Source organism: Bradyrhizobium sp. STM 3843 (genome assembly GCF_000239815.1).
Classification (GTDB): domain Bacteria; phylum Pseudomonadota; class Alphaproteobacteria; order Rhizobiales; family Xanthobacteraceae; genus Bradyrhizobium.
This window is the reverse complement of the sequence record NZ_CAFK01000014.1, coordinates 36,804-58,718: the sequence shown is the minus strand read 5'-3', so window position 1 is coordinate 58,718 and position 21,915 is coordinate 36,804. Positions and strand designations below refer to the sequence as shown.

Below are 21,915 nucleotides of genomic sequence, written 5' to 3'. Positions count from 1 at the left end.
TGGTCGCCCCTATTGATTCAAGAGCGGCTGCCAGTTCGCGCCGCGCAGCATCCGCATGATAGCAGAAGCCACTGCGGTACGTTCCCGGCCGGCAACGCCATAAAGGTGCACGGTGCGTCGCGCGTCCAATCCATCGATCCTGGCGCGCGAGAGCGTCTGCGGAATTTGCGAGGTATGCGGGACGACGCCGATGCCGATATCGGCCTCGAGTAGCGTGAGCAGATCACGCTCCGAGGAGATTTCGTGCTCACAGTCGGTATCGAGTCCGTGCTCGCGCAGCGCCTGCTGCAGCCGCTCGCGATGTTCGCAATAGCTCCGCGACAAAAACTGTTCGGAATGCAGTTCATCGAACTTGATCGCGTCGCGCCCGGCGAGCCGGTGCTGCCTGCTGACGACGACATGAAAGCCCTCGGTGAACAGAGGCCAGACATCGAGCCGCTCCCAGTCCTCGCCGATCTCGGCGGCGATGCCGAGTTCGGCCACGCCCTCCTTCAGATAGGCGGCGACTTCGCTGCTGGTGCCGCGGAGAAATTTGAATTCCAGTCTGTTGAATTGGCGCCGGATCTGTTCGAGGAACGGAATGAGCAGCGCGAGGTCGATCGAGTGCGCGAGCGCGATCCTGAGGGCGCCGATCTCTCCGTTCTTGAACCAGGACGCCAGCGATCGCGCTCCGGCGGCGGCTTCGTAGCATTGCTTCAACAGCGGGTGCATGCGCAGGCCGAGTTCGGTCAATTGCACGGCCGGCCGCTCGCGCCGGAACAGGTCGCCGCCCATCTCCGCCTCGAGCTGCTTGATCGCGCGGGTCAACGAAGGCTGCGTCACGTTGCAGTCCTCGGCGGCGCGCGTGAAGTTCATGAGCCGCGCCACCGCGAGAAAATACCGGACTTGATGCATCTCCATGGCATGGGCTCCCGGTCTGGCTCGTCGCATTCTAGCGGATATGACCAGCGAGCGGTATCCGATCGCAATAGCTCCCTCCTATGATGTCGGAAGCCACACGGCATTTTCGAGTCTTGCCCGGACGGTGCAAATTCATGTCGCGGCCGATCATGCTGCGAACGATCCTGGGCGAGGCTGGGATGCTTCACCGCAGCTTTAGCCAAGATCACCGCGTCAATACGGCGAGCGCGTGGCTTCCGTTACATGCGCAAGGACCTGATGTCGCATCGTGGTAACGAAGCGGGGTCCTCTCGCGAATATGGGAAACAGGCAGGATCAGGAGCAGGCCATGGCCAATGTCGGCGAAGATCGGAAAGCGTATGGCGGGAAGCTGCCGGGACAGATCGTGCTGGTCCTGCAGGGCGGGGGTGCGCTCGGATCCTATCAGGCCGGCGTCTATCAGGCCTTGCACGAAGCCGGCCTCGAGCCGGATTGGATCATCGGCACCTCGATTGGCGCGATCAATGCGAGCCTGATCGCGGGCAGTCCGGTGCCTGAGCGCCTGGTGCGGCTGCAGCAATTCTGGAAGCGGATGCAGCGGAATCCGGACTGGGGCTTCAAGACGGCCTTTGCCGACTTCAACGATCGCCTGGACCATTGGACCACCATGACCCACGGCGTACCCGGTTTCTTTCGTCCCAATGCGTTGGCGCACGCCGGCGATTCCTATCCGCTCGGTGCGGAGAGAGCCGGCTATTATTCGACCCAACCCCTGCGGGACACGCTGCGCGAACTAGTGGACTTTGCGCTCATCAATCGCGGACCGACGCGGCTGACGGTCGGAGCGGCTCACGTACGGACAAGCCGGATGCGCTATTTCGACAGCCGCGACGGAATGATCGATGTCAGGCACATCCTGGCTTCCGGCGCCTTGCCGCCGGCCTTCCCGGCGGTGCGCATCGATGACGAATTGTACTGGGACGGCGGCATCCTTTCGAACACGCCCACCGAAGTCGTGTTCGACGACAATCCACGCAAGGACTCGTTGATCTTCGCGGTGCACTTATGGAATCCCGTCGGCTCGGAGCCAGCCACCATGGCCGAGGTGTTCAATCGTCAGAAGGACGTCCAATATTCAAGCCGGATCGCAAGCCACATCGCCCGCCAACAACAGGCGCATCGTCTGCGGCATATTATCAACCAGCTCGCCAGGCGCCTTCCGGAAGCCGAGCGGAACGACCCGGCGGTTCGCGAACTCATCAGCTATGGCTGTCAGACGCGCATGCACGTGGTCCGGCTGCTCGCGCCACAGCTCGCCCGCGAGCGTCACACCAAGGATATCGATTTTACGGCGCGAGGTATCTCACTGCGTTGGGATGCCGGATACGCGCACACAAAGAGCGTGCTCGAACGCATGCCGTGGACGGGGGAGTTCGATCCGCTTTCCGGCGTCGTGCTGCATGAGCATATCGACGACATGCCGGTTGCGGCGGAATAGCTTGCTTGCTGACACGTTCGGCGGGGGTTCCCAGACCGGTCATATCGGGGTGCGTGATTTCCTCGAGGCTCTGCGCACGGCGTGAAGCTGGCCCCGGCTATTTGCAGGGCATCGGGCTCTGCGTCGCATGAGAAAAAGCCCGGATGCATATCCGGGCTTTCCGTCTTCGCTCGCGTTGGAGCCCAAGGCGCCACTACGGCGCTACCGTCTTCTGATAGAGCGCGCTGTAACAGGCCGCCGACAGACTCCAGCTGAACGAGCGGGCCATCGCCGAGAGCCGCATCGTGTTCAGCCGCTCGGTGCTCACGAAGGCGGAGAAAGCCCGACGGACCCCGCCGAGGAACGATTCCGCTGACGGTTTGGGGAATAGGAATCCGGTCTCGCCATCGGTGATGGTCTCCGCCAGGCCGCCGGTCTGGTGACCGATCGGCAGTGACCCGAACCGCTGTGCATACATCTGGCTTAGCCCGCAAGGTTCGAAGCGCGACGGCATCAAGGTGAAGTCGCTGCCGGCGAAGATGCGCCGCGCCTGGGCCTCGTTGAAGCCGATGGCCACGCCGATCGCGTCGGGACGGCGGCGATGCGCTTCGAGCAGCGCCCGCTCGATCGCAGGTTCGCCGGAGCCCGTGACGACGATCTGCCCGCCGGCCCCGACGATTTCGTCGGCGGCCTCCAGCACGAGGTCGATGCCCTTCTGATGCACGAGGCGGGCGACCAGGCCGAACATCGGACCGCGCGAGACCGCAAGCCCGAACTGCTTGCGGACATAGGCGGCGTTGGCGCGCTTGCCGTCCCAGTCGCCGGCGCTGAACTGTTGGGCCAGTTGCGTGCAGTAGCGCGGGTCCCAGCTCTCATCGATGCCGTTGAGGATGCCGGTGAGCTCGTGGGCGTTGGAGCGCTGCTTCAGCAGTCCCTCCAGGCCGCAGCCGAGTTCCGGGGTCGTGATCTCATTGGCGTAGGTCGCGCTGACGGTGGTCAGGTGCGAGGCGTAGATCAGCCCGCCCTTGAGGAAGGACAGCTTGTCGTAGAATTCGAGCCCGTCGATGTGGAAGGAGGATTCCGGCGCGCCGATCCGCCGCAGCGACTCCCGCGGGAACAACCCCTGATAAGCGAGGTTGTGGATGGTCAGGATCGAAGGCACGTCCACACCGCGCCAGGCGAGATAGGCGGGCACCAGCGCCGCCTGCCAATCGTTGGCGTGGACGAGGTCGGCTGCCCAGTTCTTGTCCAACGTGCCTGCAGCTAATTCAGCAGCGGCAGCCGCAAGTCTGCCGAAGCGAATATCATTGTCGGGCCAGTCCTGGCCGTTCTCGTCGCCGTAAGGGTTGCCAGGACGGTCATACAGCTCGTCACAGAGCAGCACGTAGACCGGCAGCCCGTCACGCGTCGCCGACCGTCCGAGCGAACAGGCCGGCATTTCCGCGAGCGCCTCGCATCGGCCGACGATATCGATATGAGTGAGTTGCTCGATCACGTCCCGGTAGCCGGGCAGCATGATCCTGACATCGGTGTGTGAGCGGAGTGCTCTTGGAAGAGCGGCAGAAACGGCGGCAAGTCCGCCCACCCGGACGAAGTCGTCCATTTCGGTCGTTACGAACAGCACCCTCAAGAGATGTCCTCGATCAAGCCCCATGGAATACCTATGCAAGAAAAGGTCCAAATCTAACCATCAACCGGAGAGCGAAGACCGCAGCAACGGCAAGGGCAAAACGCTTTCGGCGCACAATGGTTCGAACTAGGCTCCCACCGCGCCGAGCGCGATGAGTTAACAGGCCGTGAATCCAAGCGGTGGCGAGACATATCTCGCCGGGCGTTCGGTGCGCGAATGGGGAAACTCCGAAGAATCAAGGGAGCTGTGCGTGACGATAGGTGGGAACGATGAGAGGAATTTGACAGGGTGCTTCGCGGGCCTTCGCGTGCTCGATTTTTCGACCACCATTGCCGGTCCCCATTGCGCGCGGATGCTCGCGGACATGGGCGCGGAGGTGATCAAGATCGAGTCAGACGAAGGTGAAACGATGCGCACCCGGCCGCCGGTCCGCGGCGGCTGCTCCACCGCCTTCGGCCAGCTCAATGTCGGCAAGAAGAGCGTCGTGCTGGATTTGAAGTCGCCGGATGGCCTTGAAGCGGTCCGGCGGCTGGTGGCTACAGCCGACGTCCTGGTCGAGAATTTCCGCCCGGGGGTGATGCAGCGCTTGAAGATGGACTATCCCGCGCTCGCCGAGGTGAACCCGAGGCTGATCTATTGCTCGATCTCCGGCTATGGGCAGACCGGTCCATCGGCCGAACTGCCGGCCTATGCGCCGGTCATCCATGCCGCCTCAGGCTATGACATGGCCCACCTCGCTTATCAGCCTGGGCGCAGCCGGCCCGACTATTGCGGCATCTACCATGCCGACGTGGTGGCTGGCACCTACGCCTTCGGCGCGATCGCCTCGGCGCTTTACCACCGCGAGCGGACCGGGCGTGGCCAGCATATCGATTGCTCCATGCTCGAAGCGATGCTGAGCCTGACCCTGAACGAGATCCAATGGTCGCAGTTTCCGGTTCAGCTGCCTGCGCGGCCGACCTTCGGGCCGGTCGAGAGCAGCGACGGCTACGTGATGATCGCGATCGCCAGCGAGAAGACGTTCCAGAATCTGATGAAGGTGATCGGTCGCCCTGAATGGGTCGCGGATGTCCGCTTTGCGAAATATTCCGATCGCCGCGCCAATTGGGGAGCGCTGATGGACGGCGTCGAAGCATGGTCGCGACGGCTGACCAATGCGGAATGCCTGGCGGCGCTGAATGGCGCAGGCGTGCCGAGCTCTGCCTATCGGACGGTGGCGGAGGCCCTGAACGATCCGCAGCTCCTCCATCGTGGCGCGCTGGCGGACGTCGAGGATGACGGCGGCACCTTCAAGGTGGTGAACCTGCCGTTCCGCATGTCGGACGCGAAGGTCGCGGCCGGACATCGCGCCGCGTCTCTCGGCGAGCATACTGCCGCGGCGCTGAAGGAGCTCGGGCTCACGCCAATGGCCGCCGTGGAGCCGCTCGAGTGATGCGCTGAGATCCGGAGAGGCATGATCGCGGCGATTCAAGATCCGTCTTGCCGCGCAAGGACTTTCCGGCCAATCTTCCCTGACAGCATCAACCAGTCCGGCATAATCGGACGCAATCCAGCTGGAGGAAACATTTGCGGAGGGCCGGCCGGCTTCTCCTTTCGAGCACATGTTCTCTCCGGCCAGCTGTCGGCCTGCGCCAACGCCATGCGCAGCGCGACTGGAGTGAAACATGAAGAGCTTCAAGGTCACTGATTTCAACGCGCCGCTCGCCGAGGTGGATGAGCCTACGCCGCAGCCGGCGGGCACGCAGGTGCTGGTCAAGGTCAAGGCGGCCGGCGTCTGCCACAGCGACCTGCACATCTGGGAGGGCGGCTATGATCTCGGCCATGGCCGCAAGCCGCTGTCATTGAAGGATCGCGGCGTGTCGCTGCCGCGGATCATGGGGCACGAGAGCGCCGGCGAGATCGTGGCCTTTGGTCCCGAGGTCAGCGAGGCCGACAAAGGCGGGCTCAAGGTCGGAGATGTCGCGCTGGTCTATCCCTGGATCGGCTGCGGCAAATGCGCCACCTGCCTCGGTGGCGACGAGAACATGTGCCTGAAACCGGCCTCGCTCGGGGTGTATTGCGACGGCGGCTATGCCGACCACATGACGGTGCCGCATCCGCGCTATCTGCTCGACCTCAAGGGGCTCGATCCGGTGACGACCGCGCCTTACGCCTGTTCGGGCGTCACCACCTACAGCGCGCTGAAGAAGGTGGAGAAGGACTTTGGCACGCCGATCGTGATCTTCGGCGCCGGCGGCCTCGGCCTGATGGCGCTGTCGCTGTTGAAGGCGATGGGCGGCAAAGGCGCAATCGTGGTCGACATCGATGCCAGGAAGCGCGAGGCGGCTGAGGCCGCAGGCGCGCTCGCGACCGTCGACGGCAAGGCGCCCGATGCGCTGGAGCAGCTCACCAGGAAGGCCGGCGAGCCGATCCGCGCCGCGATCGATCTGGTCGGCAATGCCGCGACCGCGCAGCTCGGCTTCGACTGCCTGACCAAGGGCGGCAAGCTCGTGATGGTCGGCTTGTTCGGGGGTGGAGCGCCCTGGGCGCTGCCGCTGATTCCGATCAAGGCCGTCACCATCCAGGGCAGTTACGTGGGCAATCTCCGCGAGACCCAGGAGCTGCTCGATCTCGTCCGCTCGAAGAAGATCGCGCCGATCCCGGTCACGCCCATGCCGCTCGCCAAGGCCAATGACGCGCTCCGGGAGCTGCAGACAGGTCGACTGGTCGGCCGCGCGGTGCTGACGCCGTAAGTGATATCCCGTCATTCCGGGACGGTCCGGAAGGACCGGACCCGGAATCTCGAGATCCTCAGGTGCGCAATTGCGCACCATAGTTCGATGCTTCGCATCGCCCCGGAATGACCACTTCTTATCATGGGACCTTCGGATGCTTCCGTCCAACGCCCTCCACATCGCAGTTCTGCCCGGCGACGGCATCGGTCCCGAGGTCATGCGGCCGGCGCTTGAAGTCCTGCGCAAGGTCGAGGCCAAAGCGGGTCTCTCGTTCCGTTTTACGGAAGCGCCGGCCGGCGCCGGCCATTATCTTGCGACCGGCACCTCGATGCCGGAATCGACCGTGAAGCTGTGTGAGGAGGCGGACGCGATCCTGCTCGGCGCCTGCGGCCTGCCGTCGGTGCGTTATCCCGACAACACCGAGATCGCGCCGCAGATCGAGCTGCGCTTTCACTTCGATCTCTACGCCGGTGTGCGGCCGGCGCGGCTGATCCCGGGCGTGCCGAGCCCGATCGTCGGCGCCGACGTCAAAGGCATCGATCTCGTGCTGATCCGCGAGTCGACCGAAGGCCTGTTTGCCTCGATGGGGAAGGGCGTCGTGACCGAGGGGGAGGCGCGCGAGACGCTCGTCATCACCCGCAAGACGTCGGAGCGCCTGTTCGCGTTTTCCTTCAAGCTGGCCGAGCGGCGCCGCGCCCGCGGCCGCAGCAGCACTTTGACCTGCGTCGACAAGGCCAACGTCTTCAAGGCCTTCGCCTTCTTTCGTGAGATGTTCGACGAGGCGGCTCAACGTCATCCGGACGTCAAGACCGAGCGGCTTTACGTCGATGCCTGCGCGGCGATGCTGGTGAGGCGCCCTTGGGATTTCGGCGTCATGGTGACGGAGAACATGTTCGGCGACATCCTCTCCGATCTCACCGCCGGCCTGATCGGCGGCATGGGCATGGCGCCCTCGGCGGATATCGGCGACAGCCGTGCCGTGTTCCAGCCGTGTCACGGGACGGCTCCCGACATCATGGGCCAGGGCAAGGCCAACCCGACCGCCATGATCCTTTCCGCTGCCATGATGCTGGACTGGCTTGCCGACAAGCACGGCATCGAGAGCGCCGCCGAGGCGGCCGAGCGCATTGAGCGGGCCGTGGATCAGGCCTACGCCGGCGGCGTCAAGCCGTTTGAGTTCGGCGGCGGTAGCGGCACGGTCGATGTCGCCAAGGCGGTGATCGAGGCGCTTTAAGTCGCGCGATCGGCGCGCCTGATTTGAGGTGCCGATTCAGCGCGCGTTAACCGTAAAATGAGATCGTCGGGACCGGCAATTCTGGGAGAGCGTCGGGCCTGTCGCGGCCACAAAAAAAGGCGGCTGCCGAATGGCGATCAGGGCACGTCACGCCCGATGAAGCCAACAGTGCCACAACGCCAAAGCCGGCCATTGCGGCCGATTAGGGCCGGGGGCGTCCGGCCGCTATGGCTCATCCTGTCGACAGCAATGCAGTGAACTCGCCCGAGCAAGCATCATGCTTGGCGCCCCCAAGTCGCGCCCTCGAGCGAAGATATTTCACTGGCATGAGGTGGCGTATCTGACGAGGTCAGATCCGGCCGCTTCTATTCCTCGTTTGCCGCGATCGATTCCATCAGGGACACCAGCTGACGCTGTACCGTCTGGTCCTTGATCTTGCTGTAGGCGCGCAGCAACCGCAGGCTGAAGGCGCTGTCGAGAAACAGCAGGCTCTCGACCTCACGCGCCTTGCTGTCGCCGTCATAGAAGAAGGTGACCGGCACATCGAGCGCGTTGGCAATCTGCTGCAGACGAGCAGCGCCGACCCGGTTGACGCCTTTCTCGTACTTCTGGACCTGCTGGAAGCTGACGCCGAGCTTCTCGCCGAGTTCAGCCTGCGAGATCTTCTGTTCGACGCGCCGCAGCCGGATGCGCTTGCCAAGTTCGATGTCGGGCTTGCCGGCGCTGCGCTGCTTCATCTTTTTTGCCGCTGATTTGTTCATCTAGTCATACCGTCCTTCGGTTGAAAATCCCCCGAACAGATGGGTCAGGGGTTCACCCATATATACTGTTTTAAGTTGCTGTGGATGGATGAATTCGTCCTTAAACCACGGGTATTTGCCAGGGTTAAAGGCCTCCACCAGCCAGTCGATCATGTGGCGCACCCTAGGGATGCGGCCACTCGTCGCATGATACGTCAGCCAGATATCGTATGACCATCTCAAATCAACCTCAAGCGGTATGATCTTCCCGCCTAGCGCACAGGCATAGGTGGGAAATACCCCGATTCCGGCACCGTGGGCGACGGCCCAGTAGTTTGCACTCGAGACATTGGTTCTCATCACCACCAGGTCACGCTGGTCATAGCCGGGAAACATGCTCGCGAAGGCTTCGTTGGCTGCGGCTTCGTCCGCCACCTGTATCACCAAGCGATGTTTTCCGATGTCGTCAACCGTTTTGGGCGAACCGTGTATGTCCAGGTATTTCCGGCTCGCGAAGAGCATCAGGTGCATGCGGCCGAGCCTGACCAGTTTGACATCAAGCGCAGCCGGCCGCGACAGATGGATGGCGATGTCAGCCTCATGCCGCGACACGTCCGCGGAGCGCATCGCGCAGTGGAGATCAATCAGGATGTTTGGAAACGTCTGTTGAAATTCGACCAGGCGCGGCGCGAGCCAGAACGTGCCGAGCCCTTCAGTCACTGCGACCCTCACCTCGCCGGAGGCTGCGTTGGCAAGACTGTCGCCGGCGCGCAAGAGCTCGAACGAGGCGGCCTCCATCCGTTCGACGGCGGACACCACCAGCGCGCCGTCATCAGTGAGCCTGGCCCCATGCACGTCCCGGGTGAAGAGTGTGGCGCCGACCTGCCGTTCGAAATCATCAATCCGGCGGCGCACCGCGTTGATCGAGAGACTCAACCGTTCGGCGGCCGAGCGGAAGCTGCCTGAGCGCGCGACTTCCAGAAAGATCCGCGCCGCGTCCCAATCGGTCAGGCTGGCAAGTGGTGATTTCGCGGTCGTCGCCTTGGTGGATCCAAATCTGCTGGCCGGCCCGCGCAGCGGCGGCTTGCTGGCGGCCGAAGTGTTCGCGCTGGTGTCGGCCATGGGGGATTCGCTTGCAAGCAAGCCAGGCGCGGCTGTCTCCGCAAGGCCGGGCGTGTCGAGCGCGGGCTGGTCCGGATCATCGGTCCGGTGTTCATCCTGAGGAACGCCCTGTTCCACCACAAAGCGCATACAAGCTTTCTCCGCCTGCTAGACTGATTCCGCCAAATTACGGACATCGTTGGTTCCGCGCCATGGATTTTGCGCCAGAAATTGATCAACATTCCATGCCGGAGCGGGCGGCTCGCCGCTCTGGGCCGCATCAACGTACCGTTGGCGGTGGGATTGCAAGTGCGAATGGGCAAGATCTCAAGGGTATCTCGAGGGGAACACGCGAAATCGAGGCTTTTTCATCGTGCGGCGGCGAAATGGTAATCGAACACGGTGGTCCCTCGTGTTATTATGATGAACGGTTTGCCAGGTTGACAGATGCGTTTAGTGGGCATCGCATCGAGTTGCCTGTCACGTGGGCTCATGTGGTGGTGAGCCCGGCGGTTTATGGGAGCCGCGGGTGACAAGAGGGGGAAAGACATGACGCATCTGTGGTCCATGGGCGGGGCGGGATCCATCCGCCTGGACGTCGTTGTCAGCTAGAAACGGAATATGGCTGTGCCTCATTCAGACGAACAGTTGCTTGCTGTGCTTGCCACCCTCGAGCAATGCCGCGCGGCGCTGGCCGTGGCAGGACATCGGGATACGGCCCATCTGGTTTCGGTCGCAGTGCTCGACCTCCGAATGAAGCTCAATGACCTGAGCGAGGAGGATCTCAAGAGCTTGTGCGACGAAATGGTGCAAGCCGACAATCCGAACAAGTTGCGCGATCCCAAGCTTCAGCCAGGCCAGCGCCGGCGTCCGCTGCTGCGGCTCGTCAAGTAGATGGTTACCGTGTCCGCTGGACACGATTGATGGCGCGTTTGTGATCGGAGCAACCGGGCCCTGGCGGCCCCGCCCGGTTGAAATGGCTGATAACCCGGTTCACAGGGGAGGGTGGTCAGCGTAACCAGCCGCGCATCTCTTGCGTATTTCCTGCATTGGCGGCATGAGGCGGCGCAGCGCGGGCTGCTGGCGTTGTGCTCCGGCGAGGACTTTGCAGGTATTGCATGATTCAAAACGTGTCGATTCCGGCTGCGCTCATTGCCGGCCTGGTCAGCTTCCTCTCGCCCTGCGTGCTGCCGCTGGTCCCGCCCTATCTGGTCTATCTGACCGGCGCCACGATCGAGCATATCGAGAGCGATGAGCCGTCCGCGGCCTCGCAGCGCGCCGTGATGATCTCGGCAGCGCTGTTCGTGCTCGGTTTCTCGACCGTATTCGTGATGCTGGGCGCGAGCGCCTCGCTGATCGGAGAATTGATCCGGGCCTGGTCGCAAGAACTGTCGATCCTCGCGGGCATCGTCATCATCGTGATGGGCTTGCATTTCCTGGGGCTCACCCGGATCAGCCTCTTGATGCGCGAGGGGCGGCTGACGATCCCGAAGCCCGTCGGGTTGTGGGGGGCCTATGTGATGGGGCTTGCATTTGCCTTCGGCTGGACCCCCTGCATCGGTCCGATCCTGGCGGCAATCCTGTCGATCGCCGCGGCGGAGGCCACCGTCGCCAAGGGCGCCGGGCTGCTTGCCGTCTATTCTGCGGGGCTCGGAATTCCCTTCCTGATCGCGGCCTTCATGGTCGAGCAATTCTCGACGCTGTTTGCGCGGATGCGCGGCCATCTCGTCAATGTCGAGCGCGCGATGGGCGTGCTGATGATCGCAACCGGCGTCGGCTTTCTGACCGGCGCGGTGTCGAGCTTCAGCATCTGGCTGCTGGAGACGTTTCCCGCGCTCCAGAGGTTCGGCTGAAAGCCCTCACTGCTCGATCGCGCAGGTGATGGTGTAGACCACGCCGCGCGGCAGGAAGTCGACGGTGGCTTCGCCGCCGAGCTGGTCGCGCGCGCTGCGCTCGATCAGCCTCGAGCCGAAGCCGCGCCGGATCGGCGCTGCCACCACGGGCCCACCGGATTCGCGCCAGACCATCCTGAGCTTGGCGTGCGGCTTGACCGCATCCTTGTCGACAATCAGCTCCCAGGAGAGATCCACCGTTCCGACGTCATTGGATAGCGCGCCATATTTCGCAGCATTGGTCGCGATCTCGTGCACGATCATCGAGAGCACGACGGCGAGCCGCGGCGACAATGGCACTTCGGGGCCGGACATCCGGATGCGGTCGGGGCTGTTCAGCTGATAGGGCTTCAGCACGCGCGCGATCACGTCGTCGAGCTCGGAGCCCTGCCATTTCTCCTTGCTGAGCAGATTGTGCGCCTCCGCGAGCGCGCCGAGCCGCCCCTCGAACTTCTCGCGCTCGGTGCGGCTTGCACTGCGGAAGGTCTGCACGGCGATCGCTTGCAGGATGGCGAGCGTGTTCTTGACGCGATGATTGAGCTCCTCGATCAGGAGATCGTGCAGCATCTCGCCGCGCGCGATCGTTGTGGCCATTCGCACCGCGAAGGCCAGGCCGATCGCAAGCATTACCCCGCCGATCAGACTGGTGATGGCGAGGTTGCGCCACAGTGGCGCGACCAGCGAGTGTTCGGCAATGCCGGCGCCGATGATCCAGCCGGTGAGGGCGGAATGGGTGAAGCTCGACATCAGCGCCACGCCGTCGAGTGAGACGGTCGAGAGGGTCGCTTCCTGCTGTCGCATCATCGCGTCGTAGACGGAATCGGAAGCGCGCTTGCCGATCGAATCGGTGGGATTGGGAATGCGGGCGAAGACGACGCCGTTGCGGTCGAGCAATGACAGCGTCCAGTCCGCGCTCGGCAGCTGCTTGTCCAGGATGATCTGGAACATTGTGATCGGCGGGCTGAAGACGATCTCGTAAACCATGTCGCCGTCGCGAAACACGGGGACCTCCACCGTGATGATCTGGCTCTTCTTCACGGCGCCGAAGAACAGGTTCGAATATTGCACCTGCCGTGTCCTGAAGACCCGCTCGACGATGTCCATGTTGTTGCGCGGCGGCAGGCTCGCCGTGTCCGTGGTTGTCGAGGAGAACAGCTGACGTCCGTTGCTGTCGGCGACGAGAATGGTGCCATCCCGGCCGTATTGGTTGAGAAAGCCGAGTGCAATCGGGCGGAAGCGCTCGAAATCGCCGGAGGTCAGCGCATCCGTCAGCGCGAGCACCTGCACGCCCCCCGTCATCCTTTGCATCTCGGCGTCGAGCGTCAAACGAATGCTGCGCACCGTATCCAGCACGCGCTGGCGTGCGTCGCTGCGGTCCTGCACGTAATTGTGAAAGACGATGCCGCCCGCGAAGAGGATCAAGGGCAGCGTGGTCCCTGCGACCAGGAGCGCAAGCCGGACAGGCAGGGAGAGTTTCGGCAACTGGGGTCCCGTTATACTTGCGCTTACCCCTTCGTTCGGCGAGCCGAAGCAGGAAGAGCAGAGCGTGGAGGTCGCGCTGGTCAGTTCTTGATAGGCTGCAGGATATCAGGCTGCGGCGGTCACTTTTGCAACACATGTTGTTGAAAGACGCCGCTCACATCGTGGCCAACATAGAAGCAAGGAACGGCATTGGCCAAGCGTCTTGCTGCCACGCGCGGATGTTCCGCGCGCGGCTTTGCTGCAACAATCGCCCCTTCTTTCTTACACGTTGCTTTCGCTGATCGCGGCATACACCATGGTGCGAAGCTCACGCCGGATTGGATAGGCGTTCGACGGCAACACCTGGGTCATGAAGATCGTGATCAGCTCCTCGGCCGGATCGATCCAGAATGCCGTCGACGCCGCTCCGCCCCAGGCAAATTCGCCGGCGGTGCCGGGGATCAATGTCTTGGTCGGGTCCATCGTCACCGAGAAGCCCAGGCCAAAGCCGATGCCGTTATAGGCCGCCTCAGCGAACATCGAGCGCGACATCGTGGGCAGATCGACGCCGCCGGGCAGGTGGTTCGAGGTCATCAGCTTCAGCGTCTTCGGGCCCAGGAGGCGGACGCCGTCGAGTTCACCACCATTGATCAGCGCGCGACAGAAGGTGAGATAGTCCGGGACGGTCGAGCACAGGCCGCCGCCGCCAGAGATGAAATCCGGTCGCGAAAGGAAGGTGCTGCTGGCCGGATCGTCCTGCAGCACGAAGCCACCCTTGCGTTCTCCGGCATGGAACGAGATGCCACCACCTGCGTCGGCCGAATAGCAGGCGGCGAGCCGGTGCGCCTTGGCGGCCGGCACGTGGAAATCGGTGTCGCTCATGCCGAGCGGGTCGAAGATGCGCTCCTTGAGAAATTGCTCGAACGGCCGGTCGGCGATCTTGCCGATGAGATAGCCGACGACATCGGCGGAAACCGAGTAGTTCCAGGCCTCTCCAGGCGAGAATTCCAGCGGGATCTTTGCCAGATTGTCGATCATCGATTGCAAGGTCCCAACCATGTCGACGGCGGCAATCTTCGCCTCGCGATAGGCCGCGTCGACATTGGAGCGCTGCTGGAAGCCGTAGGTGAGCCCTGAGGTGTGACGCAGCAGGTCGAGGATCAGCATCGGCCGGGCCGGTGGCCGGGTCATGAACGCGGGCGCGGTGCCGGCGACGAACACGCCGAGATCCTTCCATTCCGGAATGTATTTGGCGACGGGCTCGTCGAGCGCGACCTTGCCTTCCTCGACCAGCATCATGAAGGCGACCGAGGTGATCGGCTTGGTCATGGAGTAGATGCGATAGATCGTATCGTCCTTGACCGGGACCTTCCGTTCGACATCGGCCAGGCCTTGCGAACTTCTGTGAACCACCTTCCCCCGCCGATAGATCAGCAGCTGGGTGCCCGGGAAACGGCCGGTGTCGATGTAGCGGCTCTTGAGATGCGCATCGATCCGATCGAGCGCGGTCTTGGATATGCCGGCGGTTTCGGGAGCGGCGGAGGAGGGGGCAAGCATCGGGCGTCTCCATCAGTCGTGCGGGTTTGGTTGCGTTGTCCTCTTCACGACATGCCCCTGATAACCGAAAATCGGCTTCAATTCCAAGGGAGCTGGCTTACAGAAGTAACATGCCTGGTGTAGCCTCGCCGCAAGGGAGGACCGCCAATGACACAATTCAACGAAGCCCAGCTGACCGAGGCCGTGGTTGCGAGCTTCGAGCACGCGTCCAATCCGCGGACGAAATTCCTGCTGCAGGAATTAGTGAAGTCGCTGCACGATTACGTCCGCAAGACGGACCTCACCTTCGACGAATGGGCCGCGGCAATCGACTTCCTGACCCGCACCGGGCAGAAATGCAGCGACACCCGGCAGGAGTTCATCCTGCTCTCCGATGTGCTCGGCGTCTCCATGCTGGTCGACGCGGTCAATCATCGCGAGCGCGCCGGCGCGACCGAGACGACGGTGCTCGGCCCGTTCTATGTCGGCGAACACAGGGTCATGCCCCACGGGACCGACATTTCCGAAAAGCTCGCAGGCGAGAAGATGTTCGTGCAGGCCCGCGTCACCGATGTCAGCGGTGCACCGCTGGCCGGTGCGGCCGTGGATGTCTGGCACGCCGACGACGAGGGCCTCTACGATTCGCAGCGGCCGGGCTATCAGAGCGAAGGCCCGTCGTCGCGGGCGCGCTTTATGACCGACAGCGACGGTCGCTTCTTCTTCCGCACCGTCCTGCCCCGCAGCTATCCGATCCCGACCGATGGTCCGGTCGGCGCGATGGTTCTGCAGACGCGCCCTCATGCGATGCGGCCGGCGCATGTCCATTTCCTGGTCGACGCCAAGGGCCACGAGCCGCTTGTCACGCACGTCTTCATTAGCGGGGACGATTATCTCGACAGCGACGTCGTGTTCGGCGTGAAGGACGAACTCATCGCGCAAGTCGAGCGGCGCACCGATCCGGTGATGCCGGATGGCAAGCTCGCGACGACGCCCTGGCACCTGATGACCTATGATTTCCGAATGAAGCCGGGTGCCGGAGTGGCTCCCAAGCCGCTGGGCGCAACAGCCGCTGAGGCTGCGGAGTAGCGCGGGCGAGATCTGCCCACTTTTTGTGCGTTGCACAGGAGGTGGGCGAATCGCAAAATTTAGGAGCGCCCAGATTCTGCTGGTCTATTTATGAGCACGTTTAAATAGCTGATATCATTATATAAATTGTTTTGTGGCGACTGGCACGAAGCTTGAATGAAGGAGCTTGCAGACGCCACTGACGCCGTCGCCCGAGCTCACATCACCTGACATTTGAAACCGCCAGCCTGGGGCCTCCCCAGAGCGTGCACCCATGCGTGCGCGCATCGTTGAAGGACAGCAGAATGAGCCAACAGAACCCGACCTGGATTTCGGATTGGAATCCCGAGGACGAGACGTTTTGGAATACGACGGGCAAGACCATCGCCCGGCGCAACCTGATCTGGTCGATCGTCGCCGAGCACATTGGCTTCTCGGTCTGGCTGATCTGGTCCATCGTCACGACCAAGCTGCCGCAGGCCGGCTTTCACTATTCGACGGACGAGCTGTTCCAACTGGTGGCGGTGCCCGGCCTGATCGGGGCGCTGATGCGCTTCCCCTATACCTTCGCCGTCACCACGTTCGGCGGCCGCAACTGGACCATCTTCTCCGCATCGATCCTGTTCATTCCGACCCTGGCGTTGGCCTATTTCGTCAGTCATCCCGACACGCCGTTCTGGCTGATGCTGCTGGTCGCCTCGACCGCGGGCCTCGGCGGCGGCAACTTCGCCTCGTCGATGACCAACATCTCCTTCTTCTATCCCGATCGCATGAAGGGCTGGGCCCTGGGGTTGAACGCAGCCGGCGGCAATATCGGCGTGTCCAGCGTGCAGCTCCTGACACCGATCCTGATGGGTCTCGGCATCATCAACCTGTACCAGGCAAGCCCGGTCGGCGGTGTCTACCTGCAGAATGCCGGCCTGATGTGGGTGCTGCCGATCGCGATCGCGGTGTTCGGTGCCATCTTCTTCATGAACAACCTGACCTCGGCCAAGGCGTCGATCAAGAACCAGCTTGCGATCGTCAAGCGCAAGCACACCTGGATCATGTCGTTCATCTATATCGGCACCTTCGGCTCCTTCATCGGCTATTCGGCGGCATTTCCGCTGCTCATCAAGACGCAGTTTCCAGCGATCACCATCGCAATCGCGTTCCTGGGCCCGCTGGTCGGCTCGCTGTCCCGTCCACTGGGCGGCCTGTTGGCTGACCGTGTCGGCGGCGCCATCATCACTTTCTGGAATTTCATCGCGATGGTGGCCGCAACGATCGGCGTGCTCTATTTCGTCGGCGTCAAGGACTTCACCGGCTTCCTGGGTTCGTTCCTGGTTCTGTTCGTCACCACCGGCATCGGCAACGGCTCGACCTACCGCATGATCCCCTCGATCTTCCGCGAGGAGAATCTGCACAAGGTGAAGGGCCAGGGCGATGTGGCACGTGCCGGCGCGCTGAAGAAAGCGAGCATCGAAAGCGGCGCGGCAGTCGGCTTCATCGGCGCGATCGGCGCGGTCGGGGGCTATTTCATCCCGAGCGGCTTCGGCAAGTCGATCGCGGCGACCGGCGGCCCGCAGACCGCGCTGATCGTCTATCTCTGCTTCTACGCGCTGTGCCTGGGGTTGACCTGGTGGTTCTACCTGCGCCGCGCGCCGGAATCGGCGGGCGCAGCGAGCCTCGCCGAGGCCCGGATCTGACGTTGCAAAGCGGATGGTGGATCGAACCACCATCCGCTTTGTCCGACTAACGGCTTTCCCTCAAACCAAACGGATCGCCCCTATGACGCCTGCCCAAATTGCACTGGTTCAAGACAGCTTCGCCAAGGTCGCGCCGATTTCCGATCAGGCCGCGATCATCTTCTACGATCGCCTGTTCGAGGTGGCGCCGCAGGTCCGCGCCCTGTTTCCCGACGATCTCACCGAGCAGCGCAAGAAGCTGATGGGGACGCTCGCGGTGGTCGTCAACGGCCTCACCAACCTCCCATCCATCCTGCCGGCGGCGAGCGCGCTGGCCACACGTCACGTCGGTTATGGCGCCAAGGCTGAGCACTACCCGGTGGTCGGTGGCGCACTGCTCTGGACCCTGGAGAAGGGCTTGGGCGATGCCTGGACGCCCGAGGTCGCCGAAGCCTGGAGCGCGGCCTATGGCACGCTGTCGAGCTACATGATCGCGGAAGCCTACGACAAGAAAGAAGCGGCGGAGTAGAGCGGTTGAGCGAACCTCTTGTCATCGTCGGCAACGGCATGGCCGCAGCCAGGCTGGTCGAGGAGTTGTCGAAGACGGCGCTCGGCCGCTACGCGATCGCCGTGATCGGCGAAGAGCCGAGGCTCGCCTACAACCGGGTGCTGTTGTCGTCGGTGCTGGCGGGCGAGGTCGGCTCGCACGAGATCGAGCTGAAGGCCGCGTCATGGTGGCGCGAGCGCGGCGTGACCTTGAAATACGGAACGCGGGTCACCGAGATCGACGTTGGACGGCGCGAGCTGAAAATCGAGAACGATGAGAGCATAGCGTTCTCCAAGCTGGTGCTGGCGACCGGCTCGCTGCCGATCCGGCTGAACGTGCCGGGCGTCGAGCTGGCCGGGGTGCATACATTCCGCGACAGTCGCGATGCGGATATTCTCCTGGCCCTGGCTGCGCAGAAGAAGCGCGTCGTCGTGGTCGGGGGCGGACTGCTCGGGCTGGAAGCGGCCTATGGGCTCGCCCGGGCCGGCGCACCGGTGACGCTGGTGCATCTGATGGATCGGCTGATGGAGCGGCAGCTCGATCCGCCGGCCGCGGCACTGCTGAAGTCCCTGGTCGAGCGCAAGGGCATCGAGGTGCTGCTCAATGCCAACACGGCGCGCATCGACGGAGATGGCAAGGTGGAAGCCGTCGAACTGGCGGACGGCCGTCGCATTGCAGCCGAGGCGGTGATCTTTGCCGCCGGCATCAGGCCGAATATTGCGCTGGCCAAGGAAGGGGGCCTTGCCGTCAACCGCGGCATCGTGATCGACGATCAGATGCAGAGCAGCGCGCCGGACATCTTCGCGCTCGGCGAATGCGCCGAGCATCGCGGCACCTGCTATGGGCTGGTCGAGCCGGCGCATGAGCAGGCGCGCGTGCTGGCGCGGCATTTGGCCGGCGCGACCGCGAGCTATCAGGGCAGCGTCGTCGCGACCAACCTCAAGGTCTCCGGTGTCTCGGTGTTTTCGGCCGGAGACTATATCGGCGCCGACGGCAGCGAAGCGATCGTGCTCAAGGATTTCAGGCGCGGCATCTACAAGAAGCTGGTGATCGCCGAGGGACGCCTCACCGGCGCGGTGCTGATCGGCGACACCCAGGACGCGCTCTGGTATCGCGATCTGATCCGCGCGCGCGAACAGATCGCGCCGATCAGGACTGAGATGATGTTTGGCCGGGCGCGGCCGAAAGCCGCGTGAAGAGGGACCACGCACGACCATGAATGTTGTCGATCCGAGCCTGCGCAGCGTGCGCACCACCTGTCCTTATTGTGGCGTCGGTTGTGGCGTGCTCGCCACGCCTGACGGCCAGGGCGGGGCGGCCATTGCGGGTGACCCGACCCATCCGGCCAATCTCGGCCGGCTTTGTTCGAAGGGCTCCGCGCTCGGCGAGACGCTCGCCCAGGACGGGCGGCTGCTCCATCCGATGATCCGCTGCAAGGGCGTGATGGAGCGCGTGGCCTGGAGCGATGCGCTGGACCATGTCGCGCACCGGCTCAAGCACATCGTCGCCCGCGACGGCGCCGACGCGGTGGCGTTCTATCTGTCCGGCCAGATGTTGACCGAAGACTACTACGTCGCCAACAAGCTGATGAAGGGGTTTATCGGCACGGCCAATGTCGACACCAACTCCCGGCTCTGCATGGCCTCGTCGGTCGCCGGCCATCGCCGGGCCTTCGGCGCCGACACCGTGCCGGGTACCTATGAGGATCTCGAGCTCGCCGATCTCCTGGTCTTTGTCGGCTCGAATGCCGCCTGGTGTCATCCGGTGCTGTATCAGCGCATGCTCGCCAACAAGCAGAGCCGCGGTGCCAAATTCGTCGTGATCGATCCGCGCCGCACCGACACGTCGAGCGAAGCCGATCTGTTCCTGGGTGTGAAGCCCGGCACCGACACTGCGCTGTTCTCCGGGCTGCTGGTGCATCTCGCCGATCACGGCGTGCTCGATCGCGACTATATCGAACGCCACACCAGCGGATTTGACGACGCGCTGGCGCGGGCCCGCAGCATCGCCGGCAGCGTCGCGGCCACCGCCCTGGCCACGGGCCTCTCGGAAGCCGACGTCGCAGCGTTCTTCAAGCTGTTCCGCGATACGCCGCGCGTCGTCACGCTGTATTCGCAGGGCGTCAACCAGTCGGCGCAGGGCACCGACAAGGTCAACGCCATCCTCAATTGCCATCTTGCCACCGGTCGTATCGGCAAGCCCGGTGCGGCGCCGTTCTCCTTGACCGGCCAGCCCAACGCGATGGGCGGCCGCGAGGTCGGCGGCCTCGCCAATCAGCTCGCTGCTCACATGGGCTTCACGCCGCCCGACATCGATCGTGTCCGGCGGTTCTGGAAGGCGCCCGATATCGCCACCCATGAGGGGCTGAAGGCGGTTCAGATGTTCGAGGCGATCGCGCGCGGCGAGATCAAGGCGCTGTGGGTGATCGGCACCAATCCAGCGGTCTCGCTGCCCGATGCAGACCTGGTCCGCGCGGCGCTGAAGAAGCTCGAGCTGTTCGTGGTCTCGGAGAATGTGCGCTCCAACGACACCGTGAACGCCGGCGTGCACGTCCTGTTGCCTGCGCAGGCGTGGGGCGAAAAGTCCGGCACGGTGACGAATTCCGAGCGGCGCATCTCGCGCCAGCACGCCTTCCTGGAGGCTCCGGGCGAGGCCAAGCCGGACTGGTGGATTGTGAGCGAGGTCGCCAAGCGCCTGGGCTTTGGCGCGGCCTTCAACTACAGCTCCGCGGCGGATGTTTTCCGCGAGCATGCCGCGCTGTCGGCGTTCGAGAACAATGGCGCGCGCGATTTCGATATCGGTGCGCTCCGGTCGTTGTCGGACGAAGACTATGACGCCATGGCGCCGGTGCAATGGCCGGCGCGTGAAGGCACGCCGCCCTGGGCGCGCTTCTTCGCGGACGGCGGCTTCTTCACCAATGACCGTAAGGCCCGCTTCATCGCGCCGGATGTGCCGGCGCTGCGCACCGAAACCACGCCGGGGCGGCCGTTGCGGCTCAACACCGGGCGCATTCGCGACCAGTGGCACACGATGACGCGCACTGGCTTGAGTCCGCGACTCGGCGCGCATCTGCCGGAGCCGTTCGTCGAGGTGCACCCGGACGATGCGCTGAAATATGGCCTGGTTCACGACGGTTTTGCCCGGATCACCACCGACCATGGCCAGGGCATCCTGAAGGTCGTCGTGAGCGAGCGGCAGCAGCGCGGCATGCTGTTCGCGCCGATCCATTGGAACGAGACCAACGCCTCGCACGCGCGCGTTGGGGCGCTGGTGGGCTCGGCGACCGATCCGTTCTCCGGCCAGCCGGAGATGAAGGCGACGCCGGCCGCGATCGTGCCTTACGAATATGTGTTCCGCGGCTTCGTGCTGTCGCGCACCGAGCTTTCGCTGCCGCAGAATTTGTGGTGGGCGCGCGCGACGGTCGCAGGCGGGTTCGGCTATCTGTTCGCCGACAATGGCGACCTCGCGCGCTGGCCGGCCTGGCTGAAGGCGCGTACGAGCGAGGATCTCGCCGAATACACGGATTTCGGCGGCGGGGTCTATCGCGCGGCATCATTCGCCGGCACGCGCATCGAGACCTGTTTGTTCGTCGGCCCCGCACATGACGCCGGTGACTGGAATGTCGTGAAGGACATGTTCGCAGCCGGGGCGCTCGATGACGAGCAGCGTCGCATGCTGTTCTCGGGGCGGGCGCCCGAGGGTGCCGCCAGCGGCGGTCCGATCGTCTGCGCCTGTTTTGGCGTCGGCCGCAATACGATCTGCGACGCGATCGCCGCCGGCGCGCGGACGCCCGCCGCCATCGGCGCGCAGCTGAAGGCCGGCACCAATTGCGGCTCGTGTGTTCCCGAGCTGAAGCGGTTGATCGCGGCGGCACCGGCGCAAGCGCCCGATCTCGCCGCGACAGGCTAGAGACTTGCTCGCCGTTCCGGGGCGCGTTGCCACTTGCTCGTCATTCCGGGGCGACGCGCCAGC

The 21,915-nt window shown here is 63.8% G+C and carries 17 protein-coding genes; 11 read left to right on the top strand and 6 right to left on the bottom strand.

All coding sequences use genetic code 11. The annotated features are described in order from the left end of the window. Window positions 1-9 precede the first annotated feature (9 nt). On the bottom strand, window positions 10-900 hold the full coding sequence (locus BRAS3843_RS02815) for a LysR family transcriptional regulator (protein ID WP_035980643.1): 891 nt from the start codon (window positions 898-900) through the stop codon (window positions 10-12). Window positions 901-1,228: 328 nt separating this feature from the next. Here BRAS3843_RS02815 and BRAS3843_RS02810 point away from each other — a divergent pair, with 328 nt between their 5' ends. Next, window positions 1,229-2,377: a patatin-like phospholipase family protein gene (locus tag BRAS3843_RS02810; RefSeq protein ID WP_008967192.1), complete on the top strand. Its 1,149-nt coding sequence runs from the start codon at window positions 1,229-1,231 to the stop codon at window positions 2,375-2,377. A gap of 193 nt (window positions 2,378-2,570) precedes the next feature. On the opposite strand, the gene glgA is transcribed toward BRAS3843_RS02810, so the two are convergent. Beyond that, on the bottom strand, window positions 2,571-3,986 hold the full coding sequence (gene glgA / locus BRAS3843_RS02805; RefSeq protein ID WP_035980639.1) for a glycogen synthase GlgA: 1,416 nt from the start codon (window positions 3,984-3,986) through the stop codon (window positions 2,571-2,573). Between the two features lie 307 nt (window positions 3,987-4,293). Here glgA and BRAS3843_RS02800 point away from each other — a divergent pair, with 307 nt between their 5' ends. The 3 genes from BRAS3843_RS02800 (at window position 4,294) to BRAS3843_RS02790 (ending at window position 7,934) form a co-directional block, all read left to right on the top strand. Next, window positions 4,294-5,418, top strand: coding sequence for a CoA transferase (locus BRAS3843_RS02800; RefSeq protein ID WP_277996471.1), 1,125 nt, complete (start codon window positions 4,294-4,296; stop codon window positions 5,416-5,418). Between the two features lie 232 nt (window positions 5,419-5,650). Beyond that, entirely contained in the window at window positions 5,651-6,718 is a 1,068-nt protein-coding gene (locus BRAS3843_RS02795) for an alcohol dehydrogenase (RefSeq protein ID WP_008967189.1), read from the top strand. Between the two features lie 136 nt (window positions 6,719-6,854). Then, on the top strand, window positions 6,855-7,934 hold the full coding sequence (locus tag BRAS3843_RS02790) for an isocitrate/isopropylmalate dehydrogenase family protein (protein ID WP_008967188.1): 1,080 nt from the start codon (window positions 6,855-6,857) through the stop codon (window positions 7,932-7,934). Window positions 7,935-8,299: 365 nt separating this feature from the next. Here BRAS3843_RS02790 and BRAS3843_RS02785 read toward each other — a convergent pair whose 3' ends face one another. Next, window positions 8,300-8,695, bottom strand: coding sequence for a helix-turn-helix transcriptional regulator (locus tag BRAS3843_RS02785; protein ID WP_085966899.1), 396 nt, complete (start codon window positions 8,693-8,695; stop codon window positions 8,300-8,302). Beyond that, the gene (locus BRAS3843_RS02780) at window positions 8,696-9,925 is read right to left on the bottom strand and encodes a LysR family transcriptional regulator (RefSeq protein WP_008967186.1); all 1,230 of its coding nucleotides are present in this window, start codon (window positions 9,923-9,925) and stop codon (window positions 8,696-8,698) included. It abuts the gene before it with no gap. A gap of 471 nt (window positions 9,926-10,396) precedes the next feature. Between BRAS3843_RS02780 and BRAS3843_RS02775 the strand changes: the two genes are divergently transcribed. Both BRAS3843_RS02775 and BRAS3843_RS02770 read left to right on the top strand, forming a co-directional pair. After that, complete coding sequence (locus BRAS3843_RS02775; RefSeq protein WP_244425102.1) at window positions 10,397-10,669, top strand: hypothetical protein; 273 nt, start codon at window positions 10,397-10,399, stop codon at window positions 10,667-10,669. Window positions 10,670-10,893: 224 nt separating this feature from the next. Further along, on the top strand, window positions 10,894-11,628 hold the full coding sequence (locus tag BRAS3843_RS02770; RefSeq protein WP_008967182.1) for a cytochrome c biogenesis CcdA family protein: 735 nt from the start codon (window positions 10,894-10,896) through the stop codon (window positions 11,626-11,628). A gap of 6 nt (window positions 11,629-11,634) precedes the next feature. On the opposite strand, the gene BRAS3843_RS02765 is transcribed toward BRAS3843_RS02770, so the two are convergent. Continuing rightward, window positions 11,635-13,149, bottom strand: coding sequence for a sensor histidine kinase (locus BRAS3843_RS02765; protein ID WP_008967181.1), 1,515 nt, complete (start codon window positions 13,147-13,149; stop codon window positions 11,635-11,637). A gap of 261 nt (window positions 13,150-13,410) precedes the next feature. Beyond that, window positions 13,411-14,685, bottom strand: coding sequence for a serine hydrolase domain-containing protein (locus BRAS3843_RS02760; RefSeq protein ID WP_008967180.1), 1,275 nt, complete (start codon window positions 14,683-14,685; stop codon window positions 13,411-13,413). A 147-nt stretch (window positions 14,686-14,832) separates the two neighbouring features. Between BRAS3843_RS02760 and BRAS3843_RS02755 the strand changes: the two genes are divergently transcribed. The 5 genes from BRAS3843_RS02755 to BRAS3843_RS02735 all read left to right on the top strand — a co-directional run bounded on the left by BRAS3843_RS02755 (window position 14,833) and on the right by BRAS3843_RS02735 (window position 21,852). After that, the gene (locus tag BRAS3843_RS02755) at window positions 14,833-15,750 is read left to right on the top strand and encodes a dioxygenase (protein WP_008967179.1); all 918 of its coding nucleotides are present in this window, start codon (window positions 14,833-14,835) and stop codon (window positions 15,748-15,750) included. 284 nt (window positions 15,751-16,034) lie between these two features. Continuing rightward, window positions 16,035-17,417 (top strand): MFS transporter, encoded by a 1,383-nt coding sequence (locus BRAS3843_RS02750; RefSeq protein ID WP_008967178.1) that lies wholly within the window; start codon window positions 16,035-16,037, stop codon window positions 17,415-17,417. 82 nt (window positions 17,418-17,499) lie between these two features. Then, window positions 17,500-17,925 (top strand): globin family protein, encoded by a 426-nt coding sequence (locus BRAS3843_RS02745; RefSeq protein WP_008967177.1) that lies wholly within the window; start codon window positions 17,500-17,502, stop codon window positions 17,923-17,925. Window positions 17,926-17,930: 5 nt separating this feature from the next. Next, window positions 17,931-19,139 carry an FAD-dependent oxidoreductase gene (locus tag BRAS3843_RS02740; RefSeq protein WP_083841296.1) on the top strand — a complete coding sequence of 403 codons (1,209 nt, stop codon included), beginning with the start codon at window positions 17,931-17,933 and terminating at the stop codon, window positions 19,137-19,139. Window positions 19,140-19,158: 19 nt separating this feature from the next. Then, window positions 19,159-21,852 (top strand): nitrate reductase, encoded by a 2,694-nt coding sequence (locus BRAS3843_RS02735; protein ID WP_008967175.1) that lies wholly within the window; start codon window positions 19,159-19,161, stop codon window positions 21,850-21,852. Window positions 21,853-21,915 lie beyond the last annotated feature (63 nt).